Origin of the sequence: Enterococcus sp. 9D6_DIV0238 (assembly GCF_002174455.2) — a bacterium.
In the GTDB taxonomy this organism is placed as follows: Bacteria; Bacillota; Bacilli; order Lactobacillales; family Enterococcaceae; genus Enterococcus_L; species Enterococcus_L dunnyi.
On sequence record NZ_CP147246.1, the window covers coordinates 2,520,001 to 2,538,163 of the forward strand.

Consider the following 18,163-nt stretch of genomic DNA (forward strand, 5'->3'; position numbering starts at 1 on the left):
GTGGCTGAAGAGGCGCCCCTGCTAAGGGTGTAGGTCGGGAAACCGGCGCGAGGGTTCAAATCCCTCCTTCTCCGTTCCAAGTAGGCCCGTTGGTCAAGCGGTTAAGACACCGCCCTTTCACGGCGGTAACACGGGTTCGATTCCCGTACGGGTCATGTATATATTAATATTTCGGAGGATTACCCAAGTCCGGCTGAAGGGAACGGTCTTGAAAACCGTCAGGCGGGTAAAACCGTGCAAGGGTTCGAATCCCTTATCCTCCTTTATTGATGACCATGGTGAGTGAAGTATCCTTACTAGTGATCACCAAGAGAAACACCTTTCTATAGTCTTTGACTATAATTATCGCGGGGTGGAGCAGTCAGGTAGCTCGTCGGGCTCATAACCCGAAGGTCGTAGGTTCAAATCCTGCCCCCGCAATTGCTTGAAAAAGCAAAAGTTATTAGTGACGCAACACAATAACGGATGGTTTGGTAGTTCAGCTGGTTAGAATGCCTGCCTGTCACGCAGGAGGTCGCGGGTTCGAGTCCCGTCCAGACCGTTTTATATTTTTGGCGCAGTAGCTCAGTTGGTAGAGCAACGGATTGAAGCTCCGTGTGTCGGCAGTTCGATTCTGTCTTGCGCCATTTTTAAGAAGAAACATGCGGGTGTAGTTTAGTGGTAAAACCACAGCCTTCCAAGCTGTTGTCGCGAGTTCGATTCTCGTCACCCGCTTTTTTTCTTTAAGGGCCTATAGCTCAGCTGGTTAGAGCGCACGCCTGATAAGCGTGAGGTCGATGGTTCGAGTCCATTTAGGCCCATAAAATTTTTATCTGGCCCGTTGGTCAAGCGGTTAAGACACCGCCCTTTCACGGCGGTAACACGGGTTCGATTCCCGTACGGGTCATAGTGAAAGCATTTAGTATTTTGCTAAATGCTTTTTTATTTTATCTTTTAAATATTTTTATGAAAACGTTGACATTTTATTCTGTATAGGGTATCCTAGGTTTGTACTAGAAAGCTAAATAAATGGATAGTGATTGTTTAAATACAAGCTAAACCTGATTTTTCTAAAGTAGAAGTGTATCTTCTTTTTTGGAAAGGTTGGGTTTTTCTTTTTTACTATTAAAGGAGTGGGGTACTGTGTGAGAAGGGAGCGAAAAAATGATTATTCAAAAAATTTTGAATAATAATGTTGTAATCACGTTGGATGCAAATGATCAGGAACAAATTGTTATGGGGCGAGGAATAGCTTTTAAAAGAAAAATTGGAGACACTATATCCGAAGAACAAATAGATCAAGTTTTTCGTTTAGCTAACCAAGATACGTCGTTAAAGTTTCAAGAGTTATTAGGAGAATTGCCGCTAGAAGTTATGCAATTGTCGGATGAAGTTATCAAGTATGCAAAGACTAAGCTTGGTCGAAAATTGAATGATACAATCTTTATTTCGTTGACTGACCATCTTCATACAGCGTTAGAACGTGTGAAACAGGGAATCGAAGTGAAAAACTTTTTACTTTGGGATATCAAAAGGTTTTTCCCGGATGAGTTTTTTATTGGAAACAAGGCCTTAGAGATGGTAAAGGAAAAGTTTGATGTGCAGCTGCCAGAAGACGAAGCGGGTTTTATCGCATTACACCTTGTCAATGCTGGGATGGATGAAGAAGTTGGAAATGTGTATGAGTTGACCAAAATTATGCAGGAAATCACAAATATTGTTAAGTATCATTTTAAAGTTACGTTTAATGAAGATTCAGTTTATTTTTATCGTTTTAGCACTCATTTAAAATTTTTTTCATATCGATTATTGAATCATAAAGAGTTTCATGATGAAGAAGATGATGAATTATATGAAGTAATAAAAAGAAAATACCGAAATGCATACAACTGCGTAAATAAAATTGCTGATTTCTTAAAGGCTAATTATCATTATACAATTTCAAAAGAAGAAAAAATGTATCTAATTATTCATATCGCACGTGTAGTCCAAACAAATAGTGAATAAGATTATCAAATCTTTTAATAAAGAAAAATTGAAAGGTGGGTAGAAACGAGCAACATCCCTTGGGTAGTGACATTAAGTTGGCTAAACCTTCAAAAGTATTGAATACAAACTAAACTTTGGAGGAACAAAAAATGGGAAAATATTATGATTTAGCACAGAAAATAGTAGACAATGTAGGTGGAAAAGAAAATATCAATAGTTTGACGCACTGTATTACTCGTCTGCGCTTTAAATTGAAAGACGAAGGAAAAGCAAATGACGATATTTTGAAAAATATGGATGGCGTCGTAACAGTTATGAAAAGCGGCGGACAGTATCAGGTAGTTATTGGGAACCATGTACCAGCTGTTTACGAAGATGTTTTAAGTATTGCCGGTATTTCTTCAGATTCTGAACAAGAGTCCTCAGGAGGAAATCTTTTCAATCGTTTGATCGATATTTTAAGCGGCTGTTTCCAACCCTTCCTTGGTGCATTAGCTGCAGCTGGGATGGTTAAAGGTTTAAACGCTTTACTTGTTTTCTTGAAATTATACTCAAATACATCTGGAACTTACACCATGTTAAATGGGATTGGCGATGCGATCTTTTTCTTCATGCCAGTTATTCTAGGATATACTGCGGGAAGAAAATTCAATTTGAACCCGATGGTCGGAATCGTGATCGGAGCAGCTCTTTGCTACCCATCCGTTCAAGGTAGTGCATTGCAAACTGCGTTTGAAACAACGGCAGGTGCAGGTGCTGCAGCACCATACAGCCTTTTAGGATTACCGGCTTATACTACATTTTTAGGTATTCCTTGGGTTGGTGCTGGTTACACAAGTAGTGTTGTACCAATCATATTTATTGTTGCTTTTGCTGCTCAAATTCAAAAACTCTTTAAGAAAATCATTCCTGAAGTTGTCCAAACATTCTTGGTACCGTTTTTCGTATTATTGATCGCGTTACCAATTGGTTTTTTAGTAATTGGACCAATCATCAGCATGCTGACAGATCTTTTAAGCACTGGTTTCAGCTCATTGATGGAATTCTCACCTGCTTTGTATGGGTTGATTTTAGGTTTCTTCTGGCAAGTCTTAGTTATCTTTGGTTTACACTGGAGTGTTGTGCCACTTGCAATCATGCAAATTACGCAAGAAGGATTCAGCCAAGTATTAGTTGGTTCGTTTGCGGCAAGTTTTGCACAAACAGCTGTAGTTATGGCAATGTTCTTCAAATTGAATGATAAAAAAATCAAAGCATTATGTCCACCAGCAATTATTTCAGGAATTTTCGGTGTAACTGAACCTGCGATTTACGGGATCACATTACCTAAAAAGACACCATTCATCTTTTCAATGATCGGTGCTGCAGCAGGTGGTCTTTACTTAATGATCAATGGTGTAACATCTTATACAATGGGCGGCTTAGGAATCTTTGGTGTTTTAAACTTCATTAATGGTGATGATGCTAGTGGAGTACTTCATTCATTCATCGCAATTGGAATTGCTGTTGCAATTGGTTTCTTACTAACATTCTTCTTCTGGAAAGATGAAGCAGTTGTAGAAGAAACAAAAGAAAATTCTCCAGCTCAAAAAGCAATGAAAGAAGCAGTATTAAGTCCTGTGAAAGGACGCGTTTTACCATTAAGTAAAGCAAGTGATCAAGCATTTGCGCAAGGCGCTTTAGGAAAAGGTGTACTGATCGAACCGACTGAAGGAATTGTTCGTGCTCCATTTGATGGAACGATCATGACATTATTCCCAACAAAACATGCAATTGGCTTGATTTCAGACCAAGGAATGGAATTATTGATCCATATTGGTATGGATACTGTTCAGTTAGAGGGACAAGGATTTGAAGCTAAAGTTGCTCAAGGAGATAAAGTTAAGAAAGGTCAAGTATTAGTAACATTTGATATGGAGGCAATCAAAGCAGCTGGTTATAGTGTTGAGACGCCAATAATCGTTACGAACACTGGAGATTATTTAGATATCGTCGAAACACAAGATCAAGAAGTAACATCTAATGATACCTTGATCACAGGTTTAGCCTAAAGAGTAAAATGAAATGAAGCTTACGACAAAATGATTTCATCTTGTCGTAAGTTTTAAAAGAAGAAAGGAATTTTGATATGTCATTTAGAAAAGATTTTTTATGGGGCGGCGCTACAGCGGCCAATCAATGTGAAGGTGGCTATAATGAAGGCGGACGAGGCTTAGCCAATGTAGATCTAGCCCCTGTCGGACCCGACCGTTTTCCAGTGATCACTGGTGAAAAGAAAATGTTTGAGTTTGATGATGAGCATTTTTATCCTGCACAAAACGCGATCGATATGTACCACCGTTACAAAGAAGATATCGCTTTGTTTGCAGAAATGGGCTTTAAAACCTATCGTTTATCGATTGCCTGGAGCCGGATTTTCCCTTTAGGTGATGAGACTGAACCGAATGAAGAAGGCTTGAAATATTATGAAGATCTCTTCAAAGAATGCCGTAAATACAACATCGAACCATTGGTAACTATCACCCATTTTGATTGTCCAATGCACTTAGTCGAAAAATATGGCGCATGGCGCAGCCGTGAAATGGTTGGTTTTTACGAAAACTTATGCCGTGTGATTTTCAATCGTTACAAAGGTTTAGTGAAATACTGGTTGACCTTCAATGAGATCAACATGATCCTTCATGCACCATTTATGGGCGCAGGCTTGTATTTTGAAGAAGGAGAAAATAAAGAACAAGTCAAATATCAGGCTGCTCACCATGAGTTGGTAGCTAGTGCTGTGGCGACAAAAATCGCCCATGAAGTCGATCCGGAAAACCAAGTCGGCTGTATGTTAGCAGCTGGAACCAACTATGCGTATACATGTAAACCAGAAGACGTTTGGGCAGCACGTAAAGCAGACCGTGAAAACTTCTTCTTCATCGATGTCCAATCTCGTGGCGAATATCCAGCATATGCGCTGAAAGAATTAGAACGTGAAGGGATCGAATTACCGATCGAAGAGGGCGATTTGGAATTATTGAAAGAGCATACAGTTGATTTCATTTCCTTCTCTTATTATTCATCTCGCGTCCAATCAACAGATCCAGCGGTCAACGAACAAACAGCTGGCAATATCTTTGCCTCAGTAAAAAATCCTTACTTGGAAGCAAGTGAATGGGGCTGGCAGATCGATCCGCTTGGCTTGCGTGTAACAATGAATGACTTGTATGACCGCTATCAAAAACCATTATTCATCGTGGAAAATGGCTTAGGTGCCGTGGATACACCAGATGAAAACGGCTATGTGGTTGACGATTACCGTATCGAATATTTAGCGGCACATATTCAAGCAATGAAAGATGCCGTGGAATTAGACGGTGTCGATCTACTAGGCTATACAACCTGGGGCTGTATCGACCTTGTGTCAGCTGGAACAGGTGAAATGAAAAAACGATACGGCTTTATTTATGTCGATCGCGACAATGACGGAAATGGTACGTTGAAACGCTCGAAGAAAAAATCATTCGACTGGTATAAAAAAGTCATCGCGACAAATGGGGAAGATTTGACGAACGCATAAAAAAAGGAGGAGTTAAAATGAAAAAAATTGTTAAACTATTAGGTGTGTTGATGTTAGGAGTATTGGTTGTTGCAGGGTGTGGTAATGGCGGAGCAAAAGAAGACGCCTCGGATGCTAAAAAAACGCCGGAAGAGTTAACTTTGTATATCGTTCGCCACGGAAAAACAATGTTGAATACAACAGATCGTGTTCAAGGATGGTCGGATGCAGTCTTGACAAAAGCTGGTGAAGAAGTTGTAACAGCAGCTGGTGTTGGGTTGAAAGATATTGAATTCCAAAATGCTTATAGTAGTGATAGTGGTCGTGCCATTCAAACTGCTAATCTAATCATTAAGGAAAATGAAAAATCGTCTGATTTAAAAGTAATTACAGATGAGCGTTTAAGAGAGTTTAACTTTGGTACGTATGAAGGCGATCTAAATCATACAATGTGGCAAGATATTGCTGACGACCAAGGTGTAACCTTAGAAGAGTTCATGAAAAACATGACACCAGAATCATTTGCAAACAGTGTCGCAAAACTTGACGCTAAAAATGTAGAAGAAGCGAAAATCAACTGGCCAGCAGAAGATTATGAAACGATTACGACAAGACTTAAAGCAGGTGTTGAAGATATCGTAGAAAAAGAAATGAAGAACCCAGGTAGTGGGAATGTTTTGATCACCTCTCATGGTTTGAGTATCTCTGCTTTATTAGATACATTGTTTGATGACTTCAAAATCCCAGAAGGTGGATTGAAAAATGCTAGTGTATGTACAGTGAAATATAAAGACGGAAAATATACATTAGATAAAGTCAATGACCTAAGCTACGTTGAAGCTGGAGAAAAATAATTTGGATAAGGTTGAAACAATTTATTTCGATTGTTTCAACCTTATTTTCTATAAAATGCTGGGAAAAAGGCAATACAGATAAATTTTTGTGTATAATGAAAGTAAGAAAAAAGGGAAAAGGTGGGTAATTATGGTAACTATTACAAATTTTAGAGACATTGGCGGAATTAAAAATAAAGAAGGAAAGAAACTTAAAACAGATGTATTTCTAAGATCAGGCGAATTATCCAGTCTGACGAAAGAAGACGAACAGCGTTTAGAAAAAAAATATCATTTAGGGAAAATCATCGATTTAAGAAGTGAGTTGGAAGTAGAAGAACGACCAGATATGTCTGTTCCGAAGTCTGAGTACATTCATATAGATATCTTAGAAGATATTCAAGATGAGGGCGCATCAATAGGAGACTTTGTTAAAATCGGTTCTCCAGAGAAATCTGCTTCTTATATGGCAAAACTCTATGGAGATATTGCTTTGAATACGACTTCTCAAAAAGGCTATAATAAATTTTTTGAAGAAATTTTAGCATTACAGGAACAAGAAAGTATTTTATTCCATTGTTTTGCAGGAAAAGACCGTACAGGAATCGCCGCAGCACTTGTTCTAGAAACACTAAATGTCTCTAGAAAAGAGATTTACACAGATTATTTAAAGACAAATGAGTTAAGAAAGAAAGAAAATGCAATGATTTTAGAACAAGCTAGAAAAACAAATTTGGAGGAAGCAAATTTGGAAGCATTGCATGTTGCCTTGAATGTAGATAGCAGTTATTTAGATAATTTTTATCAAACTGTAGAAGCTCAGTACGGTGATATTTCTACCTATTTGAAACAAGCGATCGGTTTAGATAAAGGAACAATAGAAATCTTGAATCACCGCTTTCTGTTAGCATAAAAATTAGATAGGGAGAGTATCTATGACTAAAAAGCAACACATTGAGCTGTTGAATCGCTGTATCGAAATTTCGCAAGCAGCTAGAGAACATGGGAACACGCCATTTGGTGCGTTATTAGCAGACAAAGAAGGAAACATTCTTTTGGAGCAGGAGAATATCGAGATCACAGAAAAAATCTGTACCGGACATGCTGAAACAACGTTAGCGGCGAGAGCATCCCAGCACTACAGCAAAGAGTTTTTATGGGAATGCACGTTGTATACAACCGCAGAGCCCTGTGCAATGTGTACCGGAGCGATTTATTGGGGAAATATTGGCACGATCGTTTATGCAATGACAGAAAAACGCTTATTAGAGCTAACGGGAGATAATGAGCAAAATCCAACATTTGATTTACCATCAGAAGAAATCATCAAACATGGACAAAAAGATATTCAAATCATTGGGCCTTTTCCAGAAATCGAGACAGCAGCTGCTGCTGTCCACCAAGGCTATTGGGATTGAATTTTATAGAGGTGGAAGCAGCATTGTTCAGCTCTTGATGCTTTAGTATTTATAATTTTGGTAGATGATCTGATCGAAGCTTAGCACAGTAGTAGTGTTTATTCGATGCTGAAAGAGCTGGGGCATAGCTCATAGAATGATGTCCCAGTTCCTTTTTTTACGATCATTATCTAAAAAATCAGAATTTTCTAAAATATCATTGACTTATCTAAACGTTAAGGTAATAATAAAAAAATAACCAAAAAAGGAGCTGGAAAAGAAATGATTATTAAACCGACATTGCCCCAAGAAATGACGATTTTTTTTGATACAGAAAATCAGCCGAATGACAAAGTCCAAATGGGATTGATCGTTTTACAACCAGGAGAAAAACGACCTCTAGAAGGATTTGCTAGACATGAGCAGGATGAATATTCTTATGTGGTATCAGGGAAAGCACATACGATCTTAGAAGATGGGCAAGATCTAGTAGGAAAACCAGGCGATGCACAATTGATCGAAGCTGGAGAGGGACATATCAATTATAATGACGGAGATGAGCCTGCTGTCGTTGTTTGGATGTTAGTTGAACGCACATAAAAAAGTAATGAAGGAGAAATGTATGAAAAAAATAATTCAATCAATTATTGGAATGACTGTGATGGTGACGATCATTTCAGGATGTTCTGGAACAAAACAAGAAGATGCAGCAAAAACGACACCGCTTCGGTTGATGTCGGCTTCTGAGCTGACAACCTTAGATACTTCTGTAATGTTGGATTTTCCTGATGCTATTGTGCAAACAGCAGCATTTGAAGGTCTTTATGCTTTGGATGATAAGGATCAATTGATTCCAGCAGCTGCTAAAGAGATGCCTGAAATATCTGAAGATGGTAAAACATATACGATCAAATTAAGAGAAGATGCAAAATGGAGCAATGATGATCCTGTAACAGCGAAAGATTTTGAATATGCCTGGAAAAAGATGATCGATCCAGAAAATGGTTATGTTTATAGTTTTTTAGTTAAAGATACGATCCTGAATGCAGAGGATATTTCTGAGGGGAAAAAACCTGTCGAAGAACTTGGAGTCAAAGCAATCGATGATCAGACTTTAGAGGTCAAATTGAAAGAAGCAAAACCATACTTTACCTCAGTTTTAGCTTTTCCAACTTTCTTCCCGCAAAATCAAAAGGTTGTAGAGGAATTAGGGACAGATTACGGTACAACTAGTGAGAACGTTGTGTATAATGGTCCGTTTATTGTTGAAAACTGGAAACAGACAGATTTAAGCTGGGATCTAAAGAAAAATGAAAACTACTGGGATCATGAAAATGTAAAATCGGATAGTATTCATTATGAAGTAATCAAAGAAGCATCGACTGCTTTAAATTTATTTGAAGATGGTCAGCTGGATGTTGCGACGATCACAGGCGAATTAGCTAAACAAAATCAAAGCAATCCAGATTATCACTCTTATCCAACAGCAACAATGAATTATATTCGTTTGAATCAAAAACGAAAAGGGAAAGATACCCCATTAAAAAATGAAAATCTAAGAAAAGCTCTGGCACTTGGTATCGATAAAGAAAATCTGGTCAATAATATTATTGCGGATGGATCAAAACCTTTGTATGGCGCAGTGACAGAAGGTTTTGTCAGCAATCCTGAAACAGGTGTCGATTTTAGAGAAGAAGCCGGAGATTTGATGACTTATAATGAAAAAGCAGCACTTAGTTATTGGGAGCAAGCTAAAAAAGAACTAGGGGATAACATCACGATCGACTTGATGGTAACGGATGATGGTTCGTATAAAAAAATGGGAGAAAGCTTACAAGGTAGCTTAGAAAAACTATTTTCTGGGTTAACGATCAATGTTACAGCTTTACCAACAGAAACTGCCTTAAATTTGAGTAGAGAAAGTGATTATGACATGTTTCTGATTTATTGGACACCAGACTACCAAGATCCGATTTCTACACTAAATATGCTGCGAAGCGGAAATGACCGTAATTACTCAAATCCAACGTATGATGCATTGCTGGATGACGCTTCACAAAAATATGCCACAGAATTACAAAAACGCTGGGAAACATTGATTGCCGCCGAAAAGGAAGCAATCGAAGAAACTGCTGGAATGATCATAATCAGTCAAAATCAGCAATCTGTTTTACAAAATCCACAGGTCAAAGGTCTGAGCTATCATACTTTTGCTGCACCATTGACACTAAAAAATGTCTATAAAGAAACAAAATAAAAATCTAAGGATAGAGTGTTTGAGACATAACTCTGTAAGTCATATCCTAGACATTTGAAATCCAGATAAACGGTGGGAGCAGAAGCAATCCCTTCGGAAATAAGCCAGAATTCTCAAAAATTTGAAGAACAATTTTTGAGAATTCTTTCTTATTTCTTGGGATTAAACACTTCTGTCCCATCCTTTTTTAGTGCAGAATAATATCTGAATCTTCATTCTCGTTGTATGATAGAGCTATAGAATATCAGGAGGGTGAGGATATGACGCGACATACCCATGAAAAGCAGACCGAAGTGAATGAAATGCTGCTGAAAAACGTCGAAGAAGAAATTCGACAATTTATTTTGAAACAACGACCAGATTTAACAGAAGATTCCTATATACTTTTTCACGAATTATTGAATTACCGTCTGGATTATATGAAAATAATGATAAAAAGTGATTCTATGATAATGGAAAAACTAAATGAAAGCATTGTTCAAACAATTAAAAATAATGAAACGATATCCAATAATCTGAATACGACTGTAGAAAAAAATTTAACTATTGGACAAAAAACAGCAGATGCTATTGCCAAATTTGGCGGCAGCTGGCCATTTATTTTCATTTTTATCATCGTTTTAGTTGTTTGGATCATCCTTAATTCAACACAACTATTGGGGAAACCTTTTGATAGATATCCGTTTATTTTATTGAATCTCGCATTGTCTTGTTTAGCTGCGATTCAAGCGCCAGTGATTATGATGAGCCAAAATCGTCAAGAAGCAAGAGATCGTGAGCAGGCCAATAATGACTATAAAGTAAATCTAAAAGCTGAAATCGAAGTCAATCTGCTGCATGAGAAAATGGACTATCTAATCAATAGCCAATGGCAGCACTTGGTTCAAATGCAGCATATTCAAATTGAATTACTAAGTGAATTGCAAGAGCAAGTAAGTGAAATGAATAAAAAGAAGGAATGAACTAATGTAATTCAAACGATTATATTTATATTTTTGGAAAATAATATAAATAACTTTGTTTAATATTGAAAAAAATAGAGAAAAGCTCAAAAACCGCTATATATGTGGCTAAATGGGCTTTTTTTGTTGCTGTAGTTTAAAAAAAATAGGTGTAAGAATGAAAAAAATGACAAAAAAATCCATTTTAATAGCATATTACTTGATATAAAAGATTAAGGGAGACTATAATAAATATAAGTCAGTGTTTTAACTGCTTAGTTATGGGAGGAGAGAGCATTATGTTTAGTTATACAGATATGATTTTGTCAGTAATGCAAAGAGTTGAAGTCTACAATGAGATTTTTAATGCCATTGCTAAGGAAGTTCAAGAGAACAGCTGCAGCCAAGCGATCAACAGAAAAGGGAAAGATACTTATTTATTTTGTCGCAACAATGTGAACCGTTTCTTTATAGAAGAAGGAAGCTTTAGAAAAAATTTAGTCTTCTATGGAGAAAAAGAAGCGACAAAAATCTTGTTGGAAGGCTTAGACATTTATAAAGAGGGGATTTACTTTTGGTTGGAAGCATTGAATGATAAGTGCGAAGTGATCGATGAAGTCAAATATAAACGTGGATTACATCGTGCAAAAAGTGCATTTATGTTGATCAATCAAGCGTGCAAGGAAGCTTGTGGAGGAATTGAAAGTGCACATAGCGTTCATAAAATGTAATCACTTAATGTCTTAGCACTGTATTTTATTATTAAATTTTATTGATTTGAACTAGCTATATGAAAACGAAGTTCAATTTGTTTGGAATTATTTTCATTTAGTGTTTATATTAAATTATTAAAAAATACCAAGATTAATTAGAAAATCTTGGTATTTTTATTTTTTATATTAATAAATTTTTCGATTAATTTGTCAAGTTGTTGATCGATCTCTTGTTTATTTGATTCTTCTCGCGTCAAAAACAATGGCGGAGTGACATACATGTCTATCAATTTAATAGCTAAAGCACTTGACTCTGTTAAGGTGACTGTGATTTGCGGATGTACGAGTGTATCCCCGCAAGGGCCTGCAACTAAGAAAGCTAGTTCGATCGTCTCTTTATCAAGTATTCTAATACGGTAATAGCCATCATGAATAAACGTTTTATCCTCACTGAAATAACTCACCAACTCTTGTAAATCCTTGATTCTCTTCATTTTGTCCACCTCATTCTATTGATTATACCATATTTAGGAAAACTTAATGTTTCTCTATATCCCTCGTGTTATTATTGAGTTTTTTTCTTTTAAAATATATTTAAATTCTATACTGATTAACAGGCTTTACAGCGATTTTTCTTCACATAATTCTCAATTTTTTGTGTTTTTAATTAAAAAAATGATAAAAAAATGGACGAAAAAACATAGACTTAACAAATGAAATAGATTAAACTGATTTTAGTTTAGGAATTATATCAATATTATATCTAGAATATCACGTTTTTTTAATAGAGAATACATATAAATTAGAAAAATGGATGTGTGGCAGAATACTTTAAAGGAGAGCAGCATGATGTATGACATAGGATTTGTTTCATTTAATGAGCTCGATAAAGAGAAGTACATAGAAGCATTGAGAAATACCCAATTACATGTAAATTTGATTTCGAAAGATGAAGCAGCTGAAAATGCGAATAAGTATGATGGCATTATTATCGAAGAAAATCATTCGCAAAATATTGGTATGATCTGCGAGTTGATCATCTTGATAAAAAAAGAAAGTAATCCATTTGTTTGGGTAATTTCTAATAGAAAGAACAATATGAATCATATTGTATATCTTCAACTCGGAGCAGATGGGATATTGGATGAAGAGCTTGATTTTGAAGTTAGCAAGCTTTTCTTGACGAATACATTGAATCGCTGCAAGAACAAAGATGGAGCATCTATAGATAGGAAAGAACAATCTACGAAATCAGCAAGTGGTTCTGATTTTCATTTGCGACCATGCAACTATAGCGTTGTATTGAATGGAACAGAAATCAATCTGACAAAGCTGGAATTCAAGGCGATTGAATTTTTGCAGACACAGCAGGGAGTCGCTGTATCTTATGAAGAAATCTATAAAAATGTTTGGGAAAATGAAGGGAACGATAAACAATATCGTGTGTCGAATCTGATTTTTCATTTAAGGCAGAAAATCGAAACAGATGCTGCTCGCCCTGTATATATTAAAACAGTTCGTTCAAAAGGCTACAAATTAGCCCTATAACATAGCTTCAAAACATGAGGACACAATAATGTCATGGCGGTTGTTCTAAAGAGAACGATGACGGTGACAAAAAAACGAATTTAATTGGTTTCTTTTTTTCTAGCCAGATGTAAACACATAAACAAAGAGAGAAAATCAGTGCTCCTTTGATGACATCCGAATTGAGAACAGCCATTCTCAATCGGAAACAAGTCATAAATTCAGCGCCAATTTTCCCTGCAATGTGAATGTATCAAAAAATGAAACACTTGGCAAGAAAAATCGAAATAGATTGTGTGTTCAATTAAGACAGACACACAAAAAATGTTTTGGGGAGGAGTTGAAAATATGAAAATCGGAAAAAAGTCTTACTTTATCTTAGCGTTTGTATTATTAGTAGGTATTTTATCCTCGTTTATGCTGAATAATATTTCACCAATGAAAGCATCTGAGGAAAAATATTCTATTGTGACTGGTATTGCAGATAAGGATGGGAAAATTCCTGTAACAATAAAAATAGCTGAGCCGCTGGATGAAACACTGACTCTTTCTTATGAAGGAGTGACTGGATTTTCGGCAGCTGACATGTTAGAGGGAACTTCTTCAACTTCAGCAGATGCAATAAAAATCGTAGATACTGAAGATTCCTCAGAAAAAGTAATTACAACTCAGAAAGATAGTAATTCTATAGAAATCAATTTTTCTGTAAAAAAATCATCGTCTGATGTAGAGCCAAAAATAACGTTGTTAGATGATAAAAAAGCAGTATTGGCCTCTGCTAAAATTGATTTTCCTGAAACTGCTTCAACACCAACGATGAGAAGTGCTTTGGCAGAACCGGCACAATATCTAACGGGAAACTATCCTGGAGATAATGGCGAAGCTGGACCAACAACTCAAGAGATGGAAGCGGCGAATCAAGCAGCAAATACAGCAATAGGATTTAATCCAGAAGTAAATGTAGCATATGTTAGTACATGGGATCAGCTACGAACAGCTTATAATGATGGAACAGTAACTAAAATTGTTTTAACAGCAGATATTTCTAATACTGCAAACCAAGCAATGAATAACAGACGAACATCAATTGAAATCGATGGTCAAGGTCATACCTTGCACCTCAATGCTCGCAGTTTTGAAATCAATAGTCCAACAGATGGTATTGGATTCTTCCATATTCATGATATGTTAGCACAACAAAACTTGAATAATGGATTATCATCTGCTGGGAGATATGCTTTTGTTAATGGGAGTAGTGGAACGGCGAGTGTCGCTGGTTGGACATTCAGAACTGGAAATATCACGACAGAACCAGTTAATGGAAATCGTGTCGGACGTTTCATTCGTGCGTATCAGTCTATGGTACAAACTTACGGTTACATGAACTTAACAACGACGGAAGAAAACTATTATGCCGGCGGTATGATCATTGAAGATAAAACTCAATGGCGTGGTACTGTGACATATGCCAACTATTCTGCAGTCTGGTTTGTAGAAAATTCTACTAACAGTGCTTCTACAAGTAAGAGTATGGAGTTTACTGTAGGAAAAAATGCATTAGTTTCATTGAAGAATGAAACGACTGGTGCAAGCTATCCTGCTGTCTTTTCTCATTATCGTGCAATGACGATCGGTGAAGGTTCTACGTATAATTCGAACATGCAAGGAAACTCTGTAAGGTTTGATGATAGTGGTTCTTCACTAACAGTGAAAAAAGACGCTACAATCAACCTCTTGAGCCGAGGTACAGGTTCGGTTATGCAATTCTCGGCAAATGATACTGCATTTAATTTGGAACCTGGCGGAAGTGTTTATATTGTAGGGTCAACAACGGCTCCAGTCGTTGATATAACTGGCGGCTCAAATAGGACATTTACAATGAATTCACCTAAAGGGTTTGATATTCGTAATAAAAATACTGGATCTACAAGCAACAGTCCAGCAGTTTCAACTGGAACAGTTGCATCCAATGTATTTACTATCAATGATTCTGATATTGATTTATGGACATTACGATCAGAATTGATGGGACCATCGCAACAAACCTATGCTAAAGTTGCTAATTTCTCTGTGAAAGCTGGCGGTGGAACTGCGAACGTCACAACATCAGAGCCTGGTTTAGCTTCTTTTGTACCGACGCAATATCGTCGGATCGCTGGGATGAATACAAATCCGGAAGTTGAATGGACTCCAGTGACAGATGCAGATAAAACTTATCAAGCAAGAGTAAAAATTGGTATGACACCAACCGATACATTTGATGCAGATGGAAATGTCGTACTGCAGCCTGTCTATGCTGGTGCAGGGCAAGCAACAGTGACCTATACCGATACTTTTGGTGATGTTCATACGATCGATACAAATGCACAAGGGTATGCTGTAATGACTGATACAAGATTCAATACAGCAGGAAAAGATATCAAAGCTCATGCAGTTAGAGGACCGTGGATTTCTGAAACAGATCCAGTAACAACTGTATTGGATGTTACTCCACCGGAACCTGCGACCGTAACCGGCGGTAAAGCAAATAACGGAATGAAGCAATTGATTGGTGAAGGTGCGGAACCAAAAGCAAAAATTTACCTTGATATCAATGGCGTTCGCCAATCAACAGTTGGACTTGTAAATGATGATGGCACATGGACGTACAATCTACCCCATTATTTAGAAAAAGACGATGTCATACAAATCTTCTTAGAAGATAACGCTGCAAAAATCACTGAAACACTCAATCCAGCAGCCCCTTCTACGAATACTGATACTGGTAATATCAATCCGGCATCAGACATGACTTATCGTGATGCGACATTTAAAGCTGCAACGAAGTATACTGTAGAGGATGTTCTTCCTGATAAACCATCAATCGAAAAAACAGTTGTTTCTTCCGGCGGAGCGACGACACAAGTCGGAGATACTTTGACTTATACGTTGACCGCTAAGAACAATAAGGAAGCATCATACACGACACTTTGGAAAAATGCGCTTGTAACAGACACATTACCTGCGGGGTTAGATTTTGATCCGGCAACAGCTGAAATCAAGATTGATGGAGTAACCGCTGAAACACCAAATGATTACTCTTATGACCCAGATTCAAGAGTGTTGACAGTCAAATTAGGTGATTTAGCAACTGGAGATTCTTCTGTTATCACATTCAAAGCAACTGTTGCTTCTTCAGCCGTTGGAACCGTGATCAGTAATACTGCAACGGTGGTTGGTGACTCACCAAGAGAAACGCCATTTGTTGAAGGACCAAATGATCCGGATGCGACACATGAAACTTATACAGCGACTTCTCAAAAAGCAGATAGCCCTGGAGGAACCGTTTTCGGTGTACTTGAACTAGCTTCTGCTCCGACAGAAATCGATTTTGGAAGTGCAAAGTATCAAGGAAAAACAACAAGGATCAATTCAGCTGAACATCATGGAGCGGATTTAGTTGTTAAAGATAGCCGAGCAAATAAAAAAGGCTGGACTTTGACTGCGAAATTGACAACACCTATGACAAGCACTGATCCGGATGTTCCAGCGTATACATTGGATGGGGCTTTGAAGTATGTCTATAACAATAATGAAATCACATTGAACGGCGGCGCTCAGGATATTATGACCCAAGACGCCAATGCTTCTACCGCTGAAACGACCTATAATATTAGTGATACGTGGTCTGCTTCCGGTGACGGCTTCAAGTTTGAAGCATCTGCTCAAGATGTGAAAGCACTTGGTACGTATCAAGGCGAGATCCTTTGGGAACTTGGAGATACTCCATAAGAGTAAAGGAGATTTTTAATCAATGAAAAAAAGAATCAAGTATATGATCATCTCCTTTGCTTTTGTATTGACGTTAGCAGTCGTTTATCCATTGAATGCTGCGGCCAATGCCAATGGAGGAGAATTGAAAACGGACGGTGTTATCAGCTTTTATGAAGATAGTTCTTCAACAGAACCGACAAGTACTACGCCACCTTCATCAACGACAGAACCATCATCTGTACCAGAGCCTTCAACAAGTGAACCTAAAGTGGTAAAACCTGTTGGACGTTATCCAAGTACAGGTGAGATGGTAAAAACTAGTCTTGTTTTTACCGGAGCGGCTTTGATCGTTATAGGATTACTTCTATTCTTATGGAAACGTAAGAAAGATAACGAAGGGCGGGATAAACAATGAGGAAAAAACGATTACTGATTCAAGCTCTCATTGTACCGCTGACTGTAGTTGCTTCATTAGCGGGTGTATCTAATGCTGCTTATGCTGAAACAGAATCGATCAGCGGACCTGGAACGATCAAGTTTGAAGGAGAATATCCTCAGAATATTGTGGATCCTGAAAAACCTGGTGAGATTGTCGATCCAGGAGAAACCCCTCAACTTACAGGGGATTTGCGAATTGATTTTGTACCAAAATTAGATTTCTATCAGAACAAAATTTCTGATAAAGATGAAGTCTATTATGCAAATGCGCAAAATTTCTTTGGAGCAACAAAGGCTAGAGGTAATTTTGTTCAAGTCACAGACTTGAGACAAAAACCAACGGGTTGGACACTGCAGCTTCGTCAAGAAATGCAGTTTACAAACAATGATGCCAAAAACAAAGAAATCAAAGGGGCTATGCTTTCGCTGGATAAATCTTGGGTAAGTTCGACCAAGGATCTTAGTGAAGCGCCTCAACTATCAAAAGAAATCATCAACATAGACAATGTTGGCGCTTCGTATAACTTAGCGCAAGCGAATACGGGACAAGGCAGCGGGACTTGGACGATTTCCTTCGGAGCTTCTGAAGAAAATAAGGCGAACCAAAAGAATACGCTGGAACCAAGACTAGACAAAGACGGACAAGCAGTACTTGATCCTGTTTTTGATCAAAAGCCTGTCTATCAAAACAAAGCAGTTTCATTGTCAATACCAGGAACAACAGTTGTTGATCCGGTACCTTACACTACGGTGTTAACTTGGATATTAGCCGAGTTGCCATAAATAAAAACACAC

Annotated in this window: 15 protein-coding genes and 9 tRNA genes (1 of these 24 cut by a window edge); 23 read left to right on the plus strand and 1 reads right to left on the minus strand. The window is 37.6% G+C overall.

All coding sequences use genetic code 11. From position 1 onward, the window contains the following. From A5889_RS11820 to A5889_RS11910, 19 genes are all read left to right on the plus strand, one after another. Positions 1 to 74, plus strand: a tRNA-Ser gene (locus A5889_RS11820) (it extends 14 nt beyond the left edge of the window). Between the two features lie 9 nt (positions 75 to 83). Then, a tRNA-Glu gene (locus A5889_RS11825) sits at positions 84 to 155 on the plus strand. A gap of 18 nt (positions 156 to 173) precedes the next feature. Further along, positions 174 to 263, plus strand: a tRNA-Ser gene (locus A5889_RS11830). 83 nt (positions 264 to 346) lie between these two features. After that, positions 347 to 420: transfer RNA gene (locus A5889_RS11835), tRNA-Met, on the plus strand. 47 nt (positions 421 to 467) lie between these two features. Continuing rightward, positions 468 to 541, plus strand: a tRNA-Asp gene (locus A5889_RS11840). A 12-nt stretch (positions 542 to 553) separates the two neighbouring features. Next, positions 554 to 626 (plus strand) — tRNA-Phe (locus A5889_RS11845). Positions 627 to 643: 17 nt separating this feature from the next. Beyond that, positions 644 to 714 (plus strand) — tRNA-Gly (locus A5889_RS11850). Positions 715 to 726: 12 nt separating this feature from the next. Beyond that, positions 727 to 800: transfer RNA gene (locus tag A5889_RS11855), tRNA-Ile, on the plus strand. A 14-nt stretch (positions 801 to 814) separates the two neighbouring features. Further along, positions 815 to 886: transfer RNA gene (locus tag A5889_RS11860), tRNA-Glu, on the plus strand. A 257-nt stretch (positions 887 to 1,143) separates the two neighbouring features. Beyond that, entirely contained in the window at positions 1,144 to 1,986 is an 843-nt protein-coding gene (licT, locus tag A5889_RS11865; protein ID WP_087642080.1) for a BglG family transcription antiterminator LicT, read from the plus strand. A 131-nt stretch (positions 1,987 to 2,117) separates the two neighbouring features. Beyond that, positions 2,118 to 4,019 carry a beta-glucoside-specific PTS transporter subunit IIABC gene (locus A5889_RS11870; protein ID WP_087642081.1) on the plus strand — a complete coding sequence of 634 codons (1,902 nt, stop codon included), beginning with the start codon at positions 2,118 to 2,120 and terminating at the stop codon, positions 4,017 to 4,019. Positions 4,020 to 4,096: 77 nt separating this feature from the next. Further along, positions 4,097 to 5,530 carry a 6-phospho-beta-glucosidase gene (locus tag A5889_RS11875; protein WP_087642082.1) on the plus strand — a complete coding sequence of 478 codons (1,434 nt, stop codon included), beginning with the start codon at positions 4,097 to 4,099 and terminating at the stop codon, positions 5,528 to 5,530. A 17-nt stretch (positions 5,531 to 5,547) separates the two neighbouring features. Further along, positions 5,548 to 6,363, plus strand: a complete 816-nt coding sequence (locus tag A5889_RS11880) for a histidine phosphatase family protein (protein WP_087642083.1) — start codon at positions 5,548 to 5,550, stop codon at positions 6,361 to 6,363. A 130-nt stretch (positions 6,364 to 6,493) separates the two neighbouring features. Continuing rightward, complete coding sequence (locus A5889_RS11885; RefSeq protein ID WP_087642084.1) at positions 6,494 to 7,255, plus strand: tyrosine-protein phosphatase; 762 nt, start codon at positions 6,494 to 6,496, stop codon at positions 7,253 to 7,255. A 22-nt stretch (positions 7,256 to 7,277) separates the two neighbouring features. Beyond that, complete coding sequence (locus A5889_RS11890) at positions 7,278 to 7,760, plus strand: nucleoside deaminase (protein ID WP_087642085.1); 483 nt, start codon at positions 7,278 to 7,280, stop codon at positions 7,758 to 7,760. 261 nt (positions 7,761 to 8,021) lie between these two features. Then, a complete protein-coding gene (locus tag A5889_RS11895) occupies positions 8,022 to 8,339 on the plus strand; it encodes a cupin domain-containing protein (RefSeq protein ID WP_162288339.1) in 318 nt (105 codons plus the stop codon). A 22-nt stretch (positions 8,340 to 8,361) separates the two neighbouring features. Then, the gene (locus tag A5889_RS11900; RefSeq protein ID WP_087642086.1) at positions 8,362 to 9,996 is read left to right on the plus strand and encodes a peptide ABC transporter substrate-binding protein; all 1,635 of its coding nucleotides are present in this window, start codon (positions 8,362 to 8,364) and stop codon (positions 9,994 to 9,996) included. 260 nt (positions 9,997 to 10,256) lie between these two features. Further along, positions 10,257 to 10,958 carry a DUF1003 domain-containing protein gene (locus A5889_RS11905; protein ID WP_087642087.1) on the plus strand — a complete coding sequence of 234 codons (702 nt, stop codon included), beginning with the start codon at positions 10,257 to 10,259 and terminating at the stop codon, positions 10,956 to 10,958. 278 nt (positions 10,959 to 11,236) lie between these two features. Further along, positions 11,237 to 11,668: a hypothetical protein gene (locus tag A5889_RS11910; RefSeq protein ID WP_087642088.1), complete on the plus strand. Its 432-nt coding sequence runs from the start codon at positions 11,237 to 11,239 to the stop codon at positions 11,666 to 11,668. A gap of 137 nt (positions 11,669 to 11,805) precedes the next feature. Here A5889_RS11910 and A5889_RS11915 read toward each other — a convergent pair whose 3' ends face one another. Next, positions 11,806 to 12,144, minus strand: coding sequence for a hypothetical protein (locus tag A5889_RS11915; protein WP_207114644.1), 339 nt, complete (start codon positions 12,142 to 12,144; stop codon positions 11,806 to 11,808). A gap of 352 nt (positions 12,145 to 12,496) precedes the next feature. On the opposite strand from A5889_RS11915, the gene A5889_RS11920 reads away from it, so the two are divergent. From A5889_RS11920 to A5889_RS11935, 4 genes are all read left to right on the plus strand, one after another. Next, positions 12,497 to 13,198, plus strand: a complete 702-nt coding sequence (locus A5889_RS11920) for a winged helix-turn-helix domain-containing protein (RefSeq protein WP_242585598.1) — start codon at positions 12,497 to 12,499, stop codon at positions 13,196 to 13,198. A gap of 327 nt (positions 13,199 to 13,525) precedes the next feature. Continuing rightward, on the plus strand, positions 13,526 to 16,948 hold the full coding sequence (locus A5889_RS11925) for a pectate lyase-like adhesive domain-containing protein (protein ID WP_087642091.1): 3,423 nt from the start codon (positions 13,526 to 13,528) through the stop codon (positions 16,946 to 16,948). Between the two features lie 22 nt (positions 16,949 to 16,970). Further along, on the plus strand, positions 16,971 to 17,345 hold the full coding sequence (locus A5889_RS11930) for an LPXTG cell wall anchor domain-containing protein (protein WP_087642092.1): 375 nt from the start codon (positions 16,971 to 16,973) through the stop codon (positions 17,343 to 17,345). Further along, positions 17,342 to 18,151, plus strand: a complete 810-nt coding sequence (locus tag A5889_RS11935) for a WxL domain-containing protein (protein WP_087642093.1) — start codon at positions 17,342 to 17,344, stop codon at positions 18,149 to 18,151. Before A5889_RS11930 ends, A5889_RS11935 begins: the two co-directional genes overlap by 4 nt. Positions 18,152 to 18,163 lie beyond the last annotated feature (12 nt).